This window comes from Nocardiopsis sp. CC223A, assembly GCF_030766825.1.
Lineage (GTDB): Bacteria > Actinomycetota > Actinomycetes > Streptosporangiales > Streptosporangiaceae > Nocardiopsis.
In genome coordinates this window covers 31,870-48,059 of sequence record NZ_JASFDV010000003.1, presented here as the reverse complement: position 1 = coordinate 48,059, position 16,190 = coordinate 31,870, and the positions used below count along the sequence as shown (strand labels likewise).

Below are 16,190 nucleotides of genomic sequence, written 5' to 3'. Positions count from 1 at the left end.
CCCCCGCACCGAGAGGCGACCTTGACCATGACCGACACCGAGCCGACGGTGCGCTGCCCGATCTGCCTGAGCCGGGTCGCCCTCGACCCCGAACTGCTGTGGATACGCCCGCCGGAGAGCCTGGAGTACCGGCGCCTGACCATCCCGCCCGACGCCACCGACGACCAGCGGCGGCGCCTGCTGCGCCGGGCCAAGGTCCTGTGCCCCAACCGGATCGACGAGTACCCCGAGCACTACCTGCCCTACCGCTACGTCGACCAGTCACGCGAACCGGTGGTGGTGGCCCTGGTCGGCGCCCCGGCCTCCGGCAAGACCCACCTCCTGGCGTCGATGGTCGGCACACTCCAAGAACAGGGGCTCGAACGGTTCGGCCTCTCGGTGTCCCCCCTGGACGTCGACGAGTACGAACGCTTCACCAACACCCTCGTCCAACCACTGCTGTCCCGCGGCCGGGTCCTGCCCCGCACCAACCAGAACGTGTGGGAGTTCGCCCTGGGCCTGCTGATCGACGACACCGCCGACCCCGAAGGTCCCGGCCGGGCGGTCGCCTTCTTCGACGTCTCCGGGGAGAACCTGACCAGCTCGGGGGACGTCTCCGACCAGGCGTTCTTCGACCGGGTCGACGGGTTCTTCTTCGTCATCTCCCCCGACGACCTGGAGAACGACCAGACGGACATCACCTTCTCGACCGTCCTGGACCTGGTCGAGGGCAAACATGAGAAGGCGGCGGTGCTGGTGCTGGGCAAGTCCGACCGTTATCGGTTCGAGCCGCCGGTGGACCGCTGGCTGCGCGAAGGGGCCCCCGGGCTGGACCCCGCCCTCATCCTGGAGGAGACCCGGGACCTGTACGCCTTCATCGACCGCTACGACAAGGGGAGCGGCTACCTGCGCCCCTGGTTCGAAGTCGGACGGACCGCCATCCACGCCGTCTCGGCCACCGGCTCCGTGCGGCTGGACGACACCCGCTACGCGCGTCCGGTACGCCCCCGACGGGTCCTCCAGCCCTTCCTCACCCTGATGGCGATGACCGGGGTCAAGGGAGGGGACGACGTCCAGGGGATCGGATTCTGAGATGGACGACCCGGTACACGGAACACCCGCACGGGAGATCGAGCTCGACGTGATCTCCTTCGACTTCGGCGACCCCGGGCTCGTCACCCGGGGACTCACGGCCTGCGGCACCTCCCTGGGCACCGACGAGTACCTTCGGCTGTCGGTATGGAACAAGCGCCTCTCCCCCCTGGTGGCCCCCGTGTTCCCCGGCGGAGAGCCCCACCCCGGGTACCGGTACCTGCGTGTCCCCGAAGGCACGGGGGAGGGGGCACTGCTGCGGCGCTTCCCCACGACCGGCGACGGCCGCCGCAGCGCCGCCCAGGCGGTGGTCGGGGCCGAACTGCGGATGCGCCAGGCCCTGTTCGCCGCCCTGGGCGGCTGGCCGGACCTGCACGCGTGGCTGGAATCCCCCGCGCACCGGTTGCAGGACTGGGCCGCCATGCCCCCCTACCTCGGCCGCATGGACGAGAAGGGCCGGCGGCAGGCCCGCCGGTTCGACCTGGAGGCGGTCGAACAGGAGGACCTGCCCCTGCTGGTGGCGCTCCTGCTGCGCTCCCCCGACTCCCCCGTCGACATCCCCGTCCCCACGACCGGACCGCTGGCCCGCGAACGCGACCGCCTGGTGCTGCTGTGGGGGGTCTACGGTGTGCTGCGGGACATTCTGGGCACCGAGAGGCAGCGGCCCGGCAGGTTCAACGACTGGTCCTTCTGCACCTGCGAACCCGGCCCTCCCCCGGCCGTCGGCCGTCCCCGCTTCTCCTTCCACATCGAACCCGCGGGGGACACGGGGCCCTGGTGGAGCGAAGAACCGGAGGACCAGTACCTGGAACTCGCGGGGTGGCTGGTGACCCAGCTCCGCAGGAAGGACCAGGGATTCCTGCCCCGGCTGCGGGAGTACGCCGCATCGGCCACGGTCGGCCACCACGAACGCCTCATCGAGGAACTCCTGGAACAGGTCCCCGTACAACGGTCGGCCGTGGTCCGGCCCCCCGTTCCTTCGGCCGCCGACCCGGCGGTCGGGCCCGAGACCGTGCCGGACGGCGACCCGGACCCGGACCCCGTTCCCGCACCGTCGGCACCGGAGCCGCGTCCTCTCCCCGGCCCCACCGTCCGCCCCCGACCGGCCTTCCCCCACCCGGGTCCTGCGCGGGAACAGGACCCCCGGCCCCGACCTCCGCTCCCCCACCGCGACTCCGGCGTCCCCGACCGGTGGAACGAGGACGCCTGGCGCGAGGAGCTGCACCGCCTGTCCGCCCAGTTGTCGGTCGCCCGCGACCCGGACCTGGTCGGCGATCTGGCCACCCGGATCGTCCGGCTCCACCAACCCGATTTCGGCAGGGACCTGAAGGTGGGCGGGGCGTCCCTGGGCATGAAGGTCCCCGTCCCCACCTGGGTGCTGTACCTCGTCGCGGTGCAGGTCCTCCTGTTGGTCTGCTTCCTGCTGGTGCTGTCCGGCGGCTGACCGCGGGACACTGGACCATGGCCTCTTTCCCGGACTCCCCGGACCTGCCCGACGAACTCCTCCCCGGCGCCGACCCCCTGGCCCTGCTGGCCGATCCCGCCGCCGTCCCCGACCGCCCCGAGGAGTACGCGGCGGCCGTCCGCGACCTGGTGGGCGAGGTGGAGGCGCTCTCCGGCCTGGGCGAGTGGGCCGCGGCCGAGTCCCTGGCCCGCCGCGCCATCGTCCTGATCGACCGCACCGTCCCGCTGCTGGCGGACCCCGGCGCCCCGGCCGCGGAGGCCGCCGCCCTGGTCCCGCTGCACGCCGCCGCCTGCGCCCGCGCCGGGATCGACCCGGCCGAGGTCGCCCGGTGGCTGCTGAGCGCCCAGACCAACGGCCAGGAGGTCCCCGCCGTCTCCGCGGACGCCTACGCCGACGCCCTGGGCCCGGAGGGCACCGCCGCCTACACCGCGTCCCTCGCGGCCCTGCGCGACCTCGACCCCGCCACCGCCGCCCGCCTGCGTACGGACTGACCCGGCGCGCACGTCCCCCGCCCGCGTTCTCCGTGCCCTGCCGGACGGCTGGGAACCAAGTCGTCACCGTCCCGGCCACGGACGTCGCTTTCGAGACCAGCGGCTGCGGCGAATGGACCATCACCTGATCCCTGTTCAGGTCACGCCGGGGACCGGGCTCCGCCCCGGCCGTTCGTCCCGGTGCCCCGCGGTGATGCGCCAGAGAACCGATTCGCGGCCTTTATAGTGTAGATCATGGATTTTTCTCTGTTTTTTTGAGAAAAGCCGGCACGAGGTGCCCGGACCCGGTACGTTCGAGCACGCGGACGCCATTTCCCACCCGGGGGCGCGGACCCCACCACCCGCCGTTCCCGGACCGTTCGCACGCACTCCCTCCACCACGGGTCGGCCGGATCCTGGAACGCCCGCCCGGTCGGCTCCGTCGACCGGGCGCCGGGGGCGGTGCCGACCGGTCCGCCCGGACCGGGGGCCATCGCGCCCCCACGGCCTCCGCCCCGCGAACGGCTCCGGAGTCGGCGTGGGCGACGGACCCGCCACAGAGCGCTCCGGGCGCGCTTCAGGGGCGGGCCGGGACGGGTCGGCGAACCACCGGGGCTCCGGCGGGTGCGGTGCGGGCGTGCTCGCGCGTCCGGCGTCCCCGGACGGCCTCGAAGCGGTACCACCGCACACGATCCGGCGTGAACCCCATCAACCGTTCTCGCTCCACGGGGCGTCGAACGCACATACCGAACCCGAGCCCGGACCACCCCGCCCCCACCGGGAAAAGAAAAGAGAAAGCACCTCTCCAACGATCCGGGAGTAGGATTCGGAAAGCGAGTTCTCCGTTTCAGAGAAAATCACCGACGCCCCACACCGGGCACCCGAACAGGAGGAACACAGAAAATGCCGACAGTCGAATGGAATCGCAAGACGTGGGGCAAAACGCATTCCTGGGACAAAAACGGCGACGAGTGGTCCTTCATGGCCGCCTATTGCGGCCAGCCCTACGAGGAGTGGAAGACCTCCCTCATCGACACCCTGCTCGTCCCGGGTGCCTCCCGGGGCCCCTCCCTGGAGATCGGCCCCGGCCACGGCCGCTGGACCGAACACCTGCTGGAGCACTCCCCGCACGTGTGGATCGTGGACGTCAACGAGAGCTGCCTCGACCACTGCCGGGAAAGGTTCGCCGACCGCCCCGGCCTGCGCGTCCACCGCACCGACGACTGCGGTATGGCCCCCGTCCCGGACACCTCCATCGCGTTCGTGTGGTCCTTCGACGTCTTCGTCCACCTGGACCCGGACGTCATCACCGGCTACCTCGCCGAGATGTCCCGGGTCATGGCCCCGGGCGCGACCGCCGTCGTCCACCACGCCGGCAAACCCGACTGGTCGCTGCGCCTGGCCCCGGCCACAGGCCGCACCGGCCGCCCGGGCCGCATCGCCCAGCGCTGGATCAGCCAGCGGCGCTGGCGCGACGACGGCAACCGCTCCGACGTCTCCCCCGAGGCCTTCGCCCGCTGGGCCGCCGACCACGGCCTGGAGGTCGTCGAGCAACGCGACTCCTGGGGCGACCGCGGCCAGTACACCGTCGCCAAGTACCGCGACCGCATCACCGTCCTGCGCAAGCCCGCCTGACCGGGCCCGGACCGGCCGGCGACCTCGCTCCGGGCCCCGGCCGGCCGCCCCTCCCGCAAGGCCCCCGTGATCCGCGCGGCCCCCGAATCCGGCCTGTGGACAACCCGTTCCGGGCGGTTCGGGGCGCACATACTCGGACCATGTTGACCTCACGCGCCCGCATCCTGTTGTCCGCCCTCCTGAGGGACCTCCCCGGCCGACACCACATCCTCACCCTGCACACCGACCGGTCGGACTCCACCTCGGTCGTCCTGCACACCGGGGGCTGGGACATCGAGCACCCCCCGGTGGTGGAACGGCTGTCCGGCATCGTGGCCGCCGGGCGGAGCGCCGCCCTGGTCCTGCGCAGCTTCACCGAGGAGACCTCCCACACCCTCGCGAACGGGACGGCGATCCCGGTCAAGGTCGTCCGCGGCTGGCGGATCGCCGACCACGCCCTCGTCCCCTTCGACGAGGCCGAGCTGTTCGACGCCCACTGCACCGACGCCGCCTCCGGCGAGCCCGTCCCGCCCGAGCGGGGGGTGGAGTTCGCCCCGGCCCCGGCCGTCGACCTGTCCGCCTTCCACGCCCGGTGAGGCGGCGATGCGCCCGCCGCTCCCTGCACGCCCCGCGCCGGCACGGCCGGAGCCGGCCGGGCGCTCCTCGCAGGACGGCGGCTTCCACCCCGGCCGGGACCGACCGCCCCCGAGCGGAAGCGGTGCCCATGCCGGACCCCTTACGCGATTCCGACCCACCGAGGGTCGGCCCCTACCGACTGCACCCGGTGCGCGAGGCGCTGGACCGCTTCGCCGGCGACATCCGCCCCTGAGCGCCCGGCCGGGCGCACCGGGCCCAGGCGGGCGGGTCGGCGGTCGCGACGGCAGCCCCCTCGTCCTCGGCGCCGCGCCGGGGCGCCCCACCCGGCCGGGCCGATCACGGTGCGGCGGGCCCCAGGTCGGCGAGCAGGTCGGGAAGGACGTTCTCCTCCTCCACCCGGACCCCGTGGCGGCCCATCACCGCCGCCAGGGGCGGGTCCCACGGGGTCGGGGCGGGAACACCGCCCAGGGGGCGCCCGGGCCCGGCGGCCGCGGCGGCCGTGTAGTCGGCGGCGGTGAACCGCCACGGCTCCCACCCGACCTGCCCGGCCACCGTGGTGGCGATGCGCACCCCTCCCGGGTCGAAGTCGGCGTGCAGCCGCACCCGGGCACCGTCGCCCGCGGCACCCCGCAACAGGGTCAGCGCGGCCGCGCTCGGCTCCCCCTGTAGGCAGACCAGGGGTGCGCACGCGGCCCCCCACCGGTCGGCGGCCGCCGCGACCACCGCGGGGTTCTCGCACACCGACACCCGCCTCCCCGACCACTGGACGCAGTCCGGTTCGGCGACGAGCTGGCGCAGGGTCAGCACCGCGGGCTGTCCGGCCCCGGCCAGGGCGGCCAGCGCCCGCCCGGTGGCCGTCGCCGGGGCACCGGGCAGATTGAGGACCAACACCGTGGAGGACAGCTCGTCCTTGAGCACCCCGACCGAGGCCCACACCCGGCGCCGCCACGCGGCCCCGCTCCCCTCGTCCTGCCCGCCCAGCAGGCGCGCCGCCCCCAGGACCAGGGTCGCCGCCGACCGGTCGTCGTCCAGGGCATGGGCGTCGCCCAGCACCCGCGCGGCCAGGTGGGACAGGGCCACCCCCTCCGCCGGCAGGGCGGCCACCACCCGGGCGACCGCCTCCACCAGGGGCCGTGCCTGCTCCGGGTCGGGGGCCATCCGCCGGACCCGCCCGTCCCGGCGCACCTGCGCACACCACCCGGCCAGGAGGGGGTGCGGGCCGCATGCCTCCTCCAGGGGGGCGAACACCCGGTTCCAGGACTCCTCCTCCCGTGCCCGTTCGTCCTTGCGGGGGACGACGGGCCCGGTGAGGAGTTCGACCGCCGCCGCCAGGCCGCCGGGGCAGGCGCCGCTGTCCCGCAGCAGGGAGTCGACCCGCTCCAGGCGGACGCTCACGGTGCCGCCGCGCCCCGGAGCGCGGCCCACCAGGGCGGCGAGGGCCGACCGCTCCCCGTCGGTCGCGTCCTGGCGGGTGACCGTCCCGGTCAGGGGTCTGCCCTCGCGCAGGCGGCGGCGGGCCCGCTCCAGCAGCCAGGCGGTGTCCGGGGTGCCCAGGAGGCGCCGCAGCCGGGGCAGGTCGTTCACTCCCACAGTCCTTCCCGGGTGTTCCCCGGCGCCGCGGCGACGACGGCCCCCTCCCGTTCCCCGACAGCGGTCCCGCCCGGATCGGCCGCCCGGAAACGCTCCCGGCCGTTCCACTCCCAGCGGGTGACCAGCACCGCCGGGACCCCGTCCATCCGGGACAGCTGGGCGATGGCCAGTCCCGGAACCTGCGGGTAGCACCCCCATTCGCGTTCGCTGGTCATCACCACGTCCAGGTCGAAGGCGCGCAGCAGTCCCAGGCACTTGGCGCGGGAGTCGTCGTCGACCCCGGCGAAGGCCTCGTCGAGCATGATCAGGCGGGGGGCGTGCGGGTTGCCGGCGGTGGCGTAGTAGGAGGAGGCGGCGGAGAACAGCGGGACCGAGGCCGACAGCACCCGCTCACCCCCCGACGCCGGTCCGGTGGCGCTCTTCCACTGGCCGTGCTGGTGCCGTTCGACGGCGAACCGGTGCCAGGAGCGGTAGTCCAGTGCCTTGGCCAACCGGTCGAACCAGGGGGCGCCCGAGTCGCGTTCGCGCTCGATCAGCCGTTGCAGGAAGTCCCCGACCGCTGCCCGGTCCTGGGCCGACCAGGCGTCCGCGGTCTGGCGCAGCAGGCGGCCCCGGGCCGCGGCCAGCCCCTCGGGGGCGTCGCGGTTCAGCTTCCACACCAGCCGCAGCCGCATACCGGTGCTGGTGGGGCGGTCCTCCAGCTCCGCGTTCATCCGCTCCACCTGGCCCTCGGCCGCGGTGATGAGGCTCTGGAGGGTCCCGGCGACCTCGGTGAGCAGGTGGTTCTCCAGTACTTCGCGCTCGCGGGCCGAGAGCAGGGCGCGGCGGGCCGCGACCTCCTCGGCCAGTGCCGCGGCAAGGCCGTCGACGGACCGCTCGCGCCCCTGGAAGGTGACCCGGACGACGAGGGCGCCGGCCTCGGGCCAGGAGGCGGCGCTGTGCCCGTGCCGGGACAGGGCGTCCTGAAGGTTCTTGAACTGCTGGGACAGGCTCTTCTGGAGCCGGTCCCAGACCTGGTCGGCGTCGTCTGTGCCCTCCAGGGCCCGGTCCACGGCGCGGGCCAGGCGCACGGCCGGGTCGGCCGCCCACACGCGGGCCGGGTCCGGCACCTCCAGGTCGGGCAGGGCGACACCGAGCAGGCCGGTGGCGGCGAACGACCGCAGTGCCCCGACCGCCTCGGCGCGGGTGCGGGAGCACTCGGCGATGTCGTCGTCGAGGCGCTCCAGCAGACCGGCGGCGCGGCCGCGCCGCTCCAGTGCGGCGGAGCGCTCGTCCCGCAGTTCGCGCCCGCGCTCGCGGCAGTGCGCCAGTTCCCGGGAGACCTGTTCGAGCCTGGCGTTGAGCTCGGCCACCGCCGCTCCGACCGTCTCGGCGAGGGTGGCACGGCGCTCCGCCGCCTCCTCGGCCTCCAGGTGCAGCCGCTCGGAGCGCTCCCGCAGTTCGGCGGCGTGGTGCTCGGTGCGTTCGGCCCGCTCCCGCGTCTCCTCCAGGTTGCGCAGGGTGTCGCGGCGCAGGTCCAGGGCGGGCCACAGCCCGGCCAGGGCCACCCGGTAGGACGACAGCTCCTCGCGCTGCCCGGCCAGCGCCTGCCCGTCGGCGGGCGTGCCCAGTTCGGCGCAGGCCTGGTCGAGGGCGGCGCGGGCCTCGTCCCAAACAACCCTGGCGCGCTCCCGTTCCTGCTCCCGCTCGCTCTTGCGGCGGGCCAGCAGCACCCCGGTCCGGACGATGTCGGACACCCGGGCGTGGGCGCCGCGCAGCCCGGTGTCGTCGGGCAGGGAGTCGAGCTCGGAACGCAGGGTGCCGCGGCGTTCGGCCAGGGCGTCCAGGGCGGTGTCGAGGGAGGACGACCGCCGCCCGATGGTGTCGAGTTCGTCGGCGATCGCGCGCAGGCGGTCGCGGCGGGCCTGCTCCCGGGCACCCTCGCCGAGGTGGCGCGCCTCTTCCTTGGTCCAGCTGCCGCGCAGGGCACCGATCCGGAAGTCACCGCCGACGGTGACCCAGGTGGCGACGTCGGGCCGGTCGGCGGTCCCGATCGAGGCCAGCAGCGCTGTGACACGGTCGGCGGGGACGGCGCGGGCGCCCGGGTCGTCCGGGTCGATGGAGGGGTGCAGCAGCATCCCCAAGTGGGGTCCGGGCACCGGGTCCCCGGGGAGGGCGAAGGCGTCGTGTTCGCCGGCGGGGGCGAGGGAGCCGTCGGGGCCCACCCAGGCGTCGAGCAGGCCGGCGGCCTCCAGCGCCGCCTCCAGCCGGGCGCGCTCACCCGGCGCGAGGTGGTCGGCGAACTCGACGAGCCGCCACAGGGGTGCCCCGAAACGACCCGCCTCCCGGGAGGCGGTGCGGGTGTGCGGTACCGGGGGCGGTGCGGGACGGCCGCTCTCAAGCCGTTCCCGCTCGTCCTCCAGAGCCGCGCGGGTGTCGTGCAGCTCTTCGCGCTCCCGGCCCAGTGCGGCCTCCCGCCCCACCAGTTCGGCTTCGATCCGGTGGGCGCACCGGTTCAGCTCCTGGCGTGCGGGGTCGGGTCCGGTCAGGGTGGCGGCCCAGTCCGCGAGCCGGTCGAGCAGCCCCGCGAGGCCGTCGACGCGCAGTTCCGTGCAGGACTCGGCGTGCCCGCGCACGGCCGCGACATGCCCCCGCACGGCGGCGTCGAGGTCCTGTTCCGCCTGTGCGCGGGACTCCTCCAGCTCGGCGATCTCGCCGTCGGCGTCCGCCACCCGAGCACCCGCCCTGCGGTGCTCTTCGCGGGCGGCGTCCGCGGCACGGATCAGGGAGTCCGTGTGCTCCAGGGCGCGGCCCCGCCACCCCGTCAGCTCCTCCGCGGCCCGGCGGGCGTCCTCGGGCCGCCCGGGCAGGACCCGCTCGATCGCGTCCCGGTGCCGTTCGGCGATCCCCGCGGCCCCCGCCGCCCCGGCCGCCTGTTCCCGGGCGCGGGCGAACCCGGTCTCGGCCCGCTCGGCGTCCCGGGAGGCCTGTCCGAGGCCGCTCCGGGCGCGGGCGGCCTCCTCCGCCACCCGGTCGGTGTCGGCGGCGGCACGGCCGGCCTGCTCGGCGGTACGGTCGGCGTCGGCCCGGGCCCGGTCCAGTTCGCGGGCGCTGTCCATCTCGGGGCTGCGCCGCAGGGACTGCTCCTGGCCGTTCAGCCGGGCCGTCCGGGAGTCCAGCTCCCGGATGCGGGAGTCGACCAGGTCCAGGTCGGCGTCGGCCGCCCCGTGCTCGGCGGCGGCCGCGGTGCGGTCGGCGGTGAGCTTCTCGTAGCGGGAGTGCTCGCGGCGGGGTGCCCGGGCGGCGCGCCGGGCCGCCACCCGGGCGTAGTGGCGGTAGTGGCCGAGGAAGGCGGTGGAGGCGCTCTCGGCGTCGACCATCGCCTGTAGTTCGTGTTCGTCGTCCTCCAGTTCCCGGTAGGCCTCGGCGACGTCGGCGATGACCGCCTGGTCCACGGGCGGCAGGGCCTGGGTGAGGGCGGCGGACAGGGCGGTCTCGCTGGGCCGTTTGGACAGCTGCGGCTGACGCAGCTGGACCAGCAGGTCCACGAGGGAGGCGTAGCGCTCCTCCCCCAGCCCGAAGAGTGCCTCGTCGACCGCCCGGCGGTAGTCGCCCGCGTTGTCGTAGACCATGCCGCGGCCCCCGATCGCCTCGATCAGGCGGTCCCGGGACAGGGCGGTGCCGGCGGAGTCGAGGAGGTCGAGCCCCCCGTCGCCGCCGATGCGCCGGGTGGTGGAGAAGAACCAGCGGCGGGCGATGCCGCGCCCGGACACGGCCTTGAGCCCGCAGCCCAGGGTCCGGTACTCGCGGGTGCCGTCGGCCGCGCGGCGGCCGAACTCGATCCAGGTGTAGCCGAGCCGTTCGTCGTGCGGGTACTCGCCGCCCAGCAGCAGGTTCCACTCCATGCGCTTCTTGGGGTCGCCGTCGGGTTCGACCCGGTGGGCGGAGATCTCCCCGTCCAGGAGGAAGGGCAGGGTCAGGGCGAGCACCTTGGACTTGCCGGTCCCGTTGTTGCCGCGCAGCAGCAGCCGCCCGTCGCGGAAGCGGAACTCCTCGTTCTCGTAGTAGAACAGGTCGACGACGCCCAGGCGCAAGGGCTGCCAGCGCTCCTGCTCGGGCTCGGGCAAGGTCACGGGGTTCCTCCCTGGGATGTGGTGACGACGGGGTCGGCGACGGCGTAGCGGGCCAGCGCGGGGCGCGCCCGCACGGCGGGGGCGCCGTCCGCGGACACGGGTTCGACCAGGTCCAGGGCGCGCAGGCGCTCCACCGCCGCGGCCACCAGCGCGGGTTCGTTCCCCGGCGCCCGGGCCGACTTGGCCCAGTAGGAGGCGTGCTCGTCGGCCAGCTCGCGCACCCTGGCCGCGAGTTCGTCCAGGGTGAGCGGGCGCCCGGCGGCGGCCAGGTGCTCGGCCAGCAGCAGGGTGGCGTGCCCGGTGGTGCCCTGTTCGGGCATGCGGACGTCGGTGAGGTCGTCCCGGGGATCCACCATGGCGATGCCCTCGGCGCGCACCTCGGCCACCAGGCCCGTGAGCTCGTGGATACGCCGGGTGATCGCTCCACGCTGGCCGGTGAGGTAGGTGTGCTCCTCCTCGGTGAGGGTGTCGAAGTACAGGACGGGGTCGTCGAGCAGGCGCCGGGTCAGCCGGTGGCGGACGGCCGTGTTGCGCAGGTCGTCGCTGTCGAGCTGGTGGGCGACCCCGTCCTCGGCCAGGGCGGCGAGCCGCTCGCCGTGGTCCTCGTGGGGGACGGTGGAGGGGCCGCGGGCACCGGCGAGCAGCGCCGCCAGGACGCGCCGGTCCACGTCGTAGAGGGCGTCGCCCTGGCGCCCGACGAACGCCCCCTCGTCCCCGGCCACCCGGGAGAGCACCCCCAGTTCGACCAGCAGCCGCACCACCGCCACCAGGTCCATGCGCTGGTCGCGGGCGGCCAGGGTGAAGCCGAGGTCGGCGAAGTCGGGCGCGGCCGCCTCCAGGACGACCTGTTCGGCCAGCCGACCCAGGGCCGTCTGCGCCTCGGCCCGCTCCAGGGCGGCCAGGGCCAGGCAGAACAGGACGTAGCGGCGCCGGTCGAAGGCCTGACGTCCGCGGCCCTCCTCCCGGGCGGGGTGGGTGGCGTCGCCGGGGTCCCCGGGCACCTTGTGCAGGCGCGCGGTCTCGGCGTCCGCGTACAGCCGCCACCCGGTATTGCGGTCGAACCACCGCCGCAGCTCGTGGAGGTGCTCCCTGACCAGGCGGAACTCCTGCGGGTGGGCCGAGGCGCGCAGCAGGGGGCGCGACAGCAGCGCCCGGGCGGCCCGGTGCAGTCCTTCGGCGGTGCTCACCGGGGCCCCTCCCGGGTCAGGTCGACGATGTCGACGAGGTGGTCGGGGCCCCGGAAGGTGCCCTCGGGTGTGTGCACGGTCGCGGTTCGGCCGTCGGGCAGGGCGCTCAGGCGGATCTCCATGGTGCCGTCGTTGCTGGTGGCCGTGGTGCGGGTGGTCCCGGGGCCCCAACGGGCGAGGGCGTCGCCGAGCAGTTGGAGGAACAGTCCGAACGCGGCCGGGTCGAGTTCGCCCAGGTCCGACAGGCGCACCGGGCCCCGGGTGGCGAGCCGGGCGCGGGCCGCCTCGGCCTCCCCGGCCTGTTTGCGGGCCAGCTCGGCCAGATAGCGGCGTTCGGCGCTGCGGTCGATGACCTTGCGGGCCCGGCCCCGGCGCTCGTAGGAGCCGGTGCGGCGCAGGCGCGGGCTGATGGTGATCGGCTCGTCCTGCGCCCAGGAGGTGCCGGGGGGCACCGGATCGCGCTCGCGCCGCTCGGCGGTGTCGGGGTCGACGACCAGGTGCCGGGAGGGGTGCAGGGCGAAGGCCGTGCGCCACAGCCGGTGGCGGGCGTCGTCGTCGGGGGCCTGGGCGAACCAGCGGGCCAGGGTCCGAAAGTCCGCCGACCGGTCGGAGCGGCCCGTGCGGCGCTCGTTGAGGACCGCCACCACCCGCAGGAGCTGGGGAACGGCGGTGCGGGCGGCGCTGCGCAGCCGGTGGGACTGGGCGGGGGCGCCGGGGGTGGACAGGAACCAGGAGCACAGCCCGGCCCAGCGGTGCCGCCACTGTTCCAGGGCGCGTTCCAGGGCCCGGTCGGCGGCGGGCGTGTCCGCCGTCTCGGGGGCCCGCCCCGGTGCGGCGTCGGCGGCCTCGCGCCGGGCGGCGATCCGCACCAGCTCCGCGGCGGGCGAGGTGTCCCCGCCGTCGCCGTTGAGCTCGATGAGCAGGGAGGCGATCTCGCTGCCGCGGGTGATGAGGTCGCCGATGAACCGCTCCAGGTAGGCGATGAGGTGGTCCTTGTAGGCCAGGAACGCGTCGACGTCGGCGTCGTGCAGGTCGATGGTCCGCTGGAGCGAGCCCATGAAGGCGCTGGCGTTGTCGGCCAGTTCCCCGAACCGGGCCACCAGGCCGTGCAGGGTCAGGTGCACCACCGCCTCGTCGGGCGACTCCCGGCAGGACTCCTTGAGCAGTGCGCGCAGCTGTGTGGCGATGTCGGCCAGGGCGACCGCCTGGAGCGCGCCGGTGGCGCCCAGGGCCTCGTCGTAGACGGCCAGGGCCCGTTCGGCGGCCTCGCCCTCCCGGGTCAGCTGGTAGATGTGGCGGCGCCGGTAGAAGTCCTCCACGGCGGTGACGCGTTCGGTGTCGGGGTCCTCGCGCAGGTTGCCCCACGTGTGGAGCCGGGTGAGCGCCTCGGCGACCGGGTCGACCGCGGTGGGCCGGACCGCCTCGGGAAGCCCGGCGTGGACCTCCTCGGGGCGCAGGTGCACCCGGAACTGTTCCTTGGCCCGCACGAACACGCCCATCACCGCCCGGTACAGCACGCTGTTGGGTGCGGTGAGGTGGGCGAAGACCTCGTATCGGGCACCACCGGGGGCGGGTGCGCCGCCCCGCGCCGCGGCTCCGGATTCGTATTCGGGGGAGGAAGTCATCGCTGTCAGTATTCATCCCTTGGGAGAACGGGGTGCCGCATTCCGAGAGTATCGATCCGCCGGACCCGGACACGGCCTGCGCGGTGCCGTCTGCGGAGAGCCCCGCCTCACACCCGGCCGGTCAGCTCCCGGGCCAGGGCCCGGAGCTCCTCGCGGCGGTCCGGCACGTCCCCGTCCACCGTTCCGGCCCGGTCCACGACCGCGGCGCCGTCCGAATCCTCGGCCACCGGCGCGTAGCCGTGGGAGCGCAGGACCGCGAGGACGGTCGCCTCCGGTTCGGGGCTCAGCAGGACCGTGTCGGCCACGGCCCGCAGTCCCAGCGCGCGCAGGCCGCGGTGACCGGCCAGCTCCCGGGCCAGGGCGGCGTCCGCACAGGCCAGCACGCATCCGGCGGCGATGGTGCGCACCCGGCCGTGGCCGCGGGCGGTGTCGCGGATCAGGTACTCCACGGTCTGCGGCAGGGACCCGCCGGAGGCGACCCCCGAGAGCAGCGCCACCAGGTCATCGGCGGTGCGCCCGGTGTCCAGGGCCCGGCGGACCGATCCGGCGGTCAGCCGCCAGGAGGCCGCGTGCCCGCCGCTCTCGCGGTCGGCGACCAGCGACAGCACCTCCTGGAGTTCCGCACCGGCCGTACCGGTGACCGTGGCGGTCATGTCGCCCTGGAAGTAGGCCGTGCTCTCCGCGGCGGGCAGCAGGTCCGCCAGGGCCTGCGGCACCCGGCCGCCGCCCCCGGCCAGGGCCCGGCCCACCGGGGTGGCGGCTCCGTGGACGACGACGCCGAGGAGTTCGGCCTCCTCCAGGGTGTGGGCGAGGACCGGGGTGAGTTCCTCGACACCGGCGGCCGCGGGCCGGTGCCAGAGCAGTGCTTCGAGCAGCTCGCCCACGTGCGGCGGCAGGTCCCCGTCCGCGTCGTCGAGGCTCTGGCGGAGCACCCCGCCGCCCCGCCCCGGCGGCAGCGCCGCCAGAGCGGCGAGCAGCCCCTCCCGCAGGGGCACCGCGGCGGGGACGAAGGACTCCCCGGGCGTGGCCGGGTCCCGCTCGTCGGGCTGCCAGGAGGGCACGTCGGGCAGGGCCGACCAGGCCTCGATCAGGGGGGCGAGGCGTTCGGTGTGCTCCCGGACGCGCCAGCGTGCGCCCCGCGGTGCGACCGCGATCTGCCGGTCCCGCTGTTCCAGGAGGCCGGCGGCCACCATCAGTTCCAGCCACAGTTGCAGGTGGTCCCCCGTGATACCGGTCAGCCGCTTGCGGTCCCGGACGGTCAGGCCGCCGCTCTTGCGGACCGCGGCAGGCCGTTCGGCGAGTTCGGCGACCAGGCGGTCCGCCGTGTTCAGGGCGGCGATCAGCGCCACCTGCGCCTGTTCCGCGACGTTCCGCTCCTGCACCGGAACCCCGGCCGGTGAGGGCGGCCGGGCCGAGAAGCGCATCACCGCGCCGTCGCGCATGGCGTCGGCGACCTCGCGCGGGAGCACCGCCCGTTCGGGGGCGACCGGGACCAGCAGCCCCCGTTCGGCCAGCCAGTCGGTGTCGGGGTCCCCGGAACCCTCGGGCCGGAAGCGGAACTTCTCCCCGAAGAGCCCTCCGCCCTCGAAGCAGTAGGTGCCCAGCACGGCGCCGCGGCCGGTGAGCCGGTAGGCGAACTCCGCCGTGCCCGGCGGCGCCTGCTCCAGCAGGTCCAGGACCCGTTGCGGGTCGGTGAGGACGGTGGTGATCCCGGCCTGGATCGCCGCACGCCGCCCGGTGGGGTCCAGCCCCAGGGCCAGGGCGATCCTGCGCAGTTCGGGCAGGTTGTAGGAACGGGTGAGGGCGTCGTCGACGCCCGGGACCCCGACCTCGGGCGCGATCGCCTCGACCAGTCCGGAGGCCAGGTGGTGGCCGCCCTTCCCATCGGGCCACAACAGCAGTTTGCGCCCCAGCCGCTCCAGGGCCGCCAGTGCCGCCTCGCGTTCCCCGTCCGCGGTGGCGCCGATCCGGGACAGCAGCACCGCCTCGTCCACCCGGGCGTCGTTCACCGGCCCGAAGAACGAGAGCCGGTGGGAGTCGGGGGAGGGAGCGTGCTCGGCCACGTCCACGGCGGCCGCGATCAGGTCCATCTCGGCGAGGTCGAGCCTTTCCAGGGTCTCGGGGAAGACCGTGGCGAGCACCTCCGGCAGCGTCCGGCGCTCGACGGACTCCAGGAGGTCCGAGGGCAGCGCCGATAGGACGCAGGCGACGTCATCGGGGTCCAGCGAGCGTATGTGCCGTTCGAGGGAGGTCAGGCGATCCATGTACCCGAGGCTATCGACGCTCCGTCGGTTCCGCGGCCGTTCCGGGGCGCCGGTGCCACCGCGGTCCGGGCGCGGCCACGTCCCGCCGCGCGAGCGCGCCGGCGGTCGGCCGCGCCGAACCCGGGTGCCGTGCCGCTCCCTGACCCGGGCCCCGGCGCAACGCTCCGGTCGCACCGCGGAACGTCCGAGGCGCGG

The 16,190-nt window shown here is 75.1% G+C and carries 10 protein-coding genes; 5 read left to right on the top strand and 5 right to left on the bottom strand.

Translation table 11 applies throughout. The annotated features are described in order from the left end of the window. Nucleotides 1-27: 27 nt before the first annotated feature. The 5 genes from QJS33_RS02055 (at nucleotide 28) to QJS33_RS02035 (ending at nucleotide 5,216) form a co-directional block, all read left to right on the top strand. Nucleotides 28-1,071: a hypothetical protein gene (locus tag QJS33_RS02055; protein WP_306366106.1), complete on the top strand. Its 1,044-nt coding sequence runs from the start codon at nucleotides 28-30 to the stop codon at nucleotides 1,069-1,071. Nucleotide 1,072: 1 nt separating this feature from the next. Next, the gene (locus tag QJS33_RS02050; RefSeq protein WP_306366105.1) at nucleotides 1,073-2,515 is read left to right on the top strand and encodes a hypothetical protein; all 1,443 of its coding nucleotides are present in this window, start codon (nucleotides 1,073-1,075) and stop codon (nucleotides 2,513-2,515) included. A gap of 17 nt (nucleotides 2,516-2,532) precedes the next feature. Beyond that, nucleotides 2,533-3,027, top strand: a complete 495-nt coding sequence (locus tag QJS33_RS02045; RefSeq protein ID WP_306366104.1) for a hypothetical protein — start codon at nucleotides 2,533-2,535, stop codon at nucleotides 3,025-3,027. 882 nt (nucleotides 3,028-3,909) lie between these two features. Then, a complete protein-coding gene (locus QJS33_RS02040; RefSeq protein WP_306366103.1) occupies nucleotides 3,910-4,641 on the top strand; it encodes a class I SAM-dependent methyltransferase in 732 nt (243 codons plus the stop codon). Nucleotides 4,642-4,781: 140 nt separating this feature from the next. Then, nucleotides 4,782-5,216 carry a hypothetical protein gene (locus QJS33_RS02035; protein ID WP_306366102.1) on the top strand — a complete coding sequence of 145 codons (435 nt, stop codon included), beginning with the start codon at nucleotides 4,782-4,784 and terminating at the stop codon, nucleotides 5,214-5,216. A 337-nt stretch (nucleotides 5,217-5,553) separates the two neighbouring features. On the opposite strand, the gene QJS33_RS02030 is transcribed toward QJS33_RS02035, so the two are convergent. The 5 genes from QJS33_RS02030 to QJS33_RS02010 form a co-directional block, all read right to left on the bottom strand. After that, nucleotides 5,554-6,801: a TIGR02679 family protein gene (locus tag QJS33_RS02030; protein ID WP_306366101.1), complete on the bottom strand. Its 1,248-nt coding sequence runs from the start codon at nucleotides 6,799-6,801 to the stop codon at nucleotides 5,554-5,556. Then, nucleotides 6,798-10,919 carry a TIGR02680 family protein gene (locus tag QJS33_RS02025; RefSeq protein WP_306366100.1) on the bottom strand — a complete coding sequence of 1,374 codons (4,122 nt, stop codon included), beginning with the start codon at nucleotides 10,917-10,919 and terminating at the stop codon, nucleotides 6,798-6,800. Before QJS33_RS02025 ends, QJS33_RS02030 begins: the two co-directional genes overlap by 4 nt. Further along, entirely contained in the window at nucleotides 10,916-12,106 is a 1,191-nt protein-coding gene (locus QJS33_RS02020) for a TIGR02678 family protein (RefSeq protein WP_306366099.1), read from the bottom strand. The genes QJS33_RS02025 and QJS33_RS02020 overlap by 4 nt, the downstream gene beginning before the upstream one ends. Continuing rightward, a complete protein-coding gene (locus QJS33_RS02015; protein WP_306366098.1) occupies nucleotides 12,103-13,731 on the bottom strand; it encodes a TIGR02677 family protein in 1,629 nt (542 codons plus the stop codon). Before QJS33_RS02015 ends, QJS33_RS02020 begins: the two co-directional genes overlap by 4 nt. Before the next feature lie 107 nt (nucleotides 13,732-13,838). Continuing rightward, on the bottom strand, nucleotides 13,839-15,995 hold the full coding sequence (locus tag QJS33_RS02010) for a helicase-associated domain-containing protein (protein WP_306366097.1): 2,157 nt from the start codon (nucleotides 15,993-15,995) through the stop codon (nucleotides 13,839-13,841). Nucleotides 15,996-16,190 lie beyond the last annotated feature (195 nt).

Bases quoted from the DNA above. Each gene is read 5' to 3' on its own strand.
- QJS33_RS02055 (WP_306366106.1), top strand. From the start codon at position 28: ATGACCGACACCGAGCCGACGGTGCGCTGCCCGATCTGCCTGAGCCGG.
- QJS33_RS02050 (WP_306366105.1), top strand. From the start codon at position 1,073: ATGGACGACCCGGTACACGGAACACCCGCACGGGAGATCGAGCTCGAC.
- QJS33_RS02045 (WP_306366104.1), top strand. From the start codon at position 2,533: ATGGCCTCTTTCCCGGACTCCCCGGACCTGCCCGACGAACTCCTCCCC.
- QJS33_RS02040 (WP_306366103.1), top strand. From the start codon at position 3,910: ATGCCGACAGTCGAATGGAATCGCAAGACGTGGGGCAAAACGCATTCC.
- QJS33_RS02035 (WP_306366102.1), top strand. From the start codon at position 4,782: ATGTTGACCTCACGCGCCCGCATCCTGTTGTCCGCCCTCCTGAGGGAC.
- QJS33_RS02015 (WP_306366098.1), bottom strand. From the start codon at position 13,731: ATGACTTCCTCCCCCGAATACGAATCCGGAGCCGCGGCGCGGGGCGGC.
- QJS33_RS02010 (WP_306366097.1), bottom strand. From the start codon at position 15,995: ATGGATCGCCTGACCTCCCTCGAACGGCACATACGCTCGCTGGACCCC.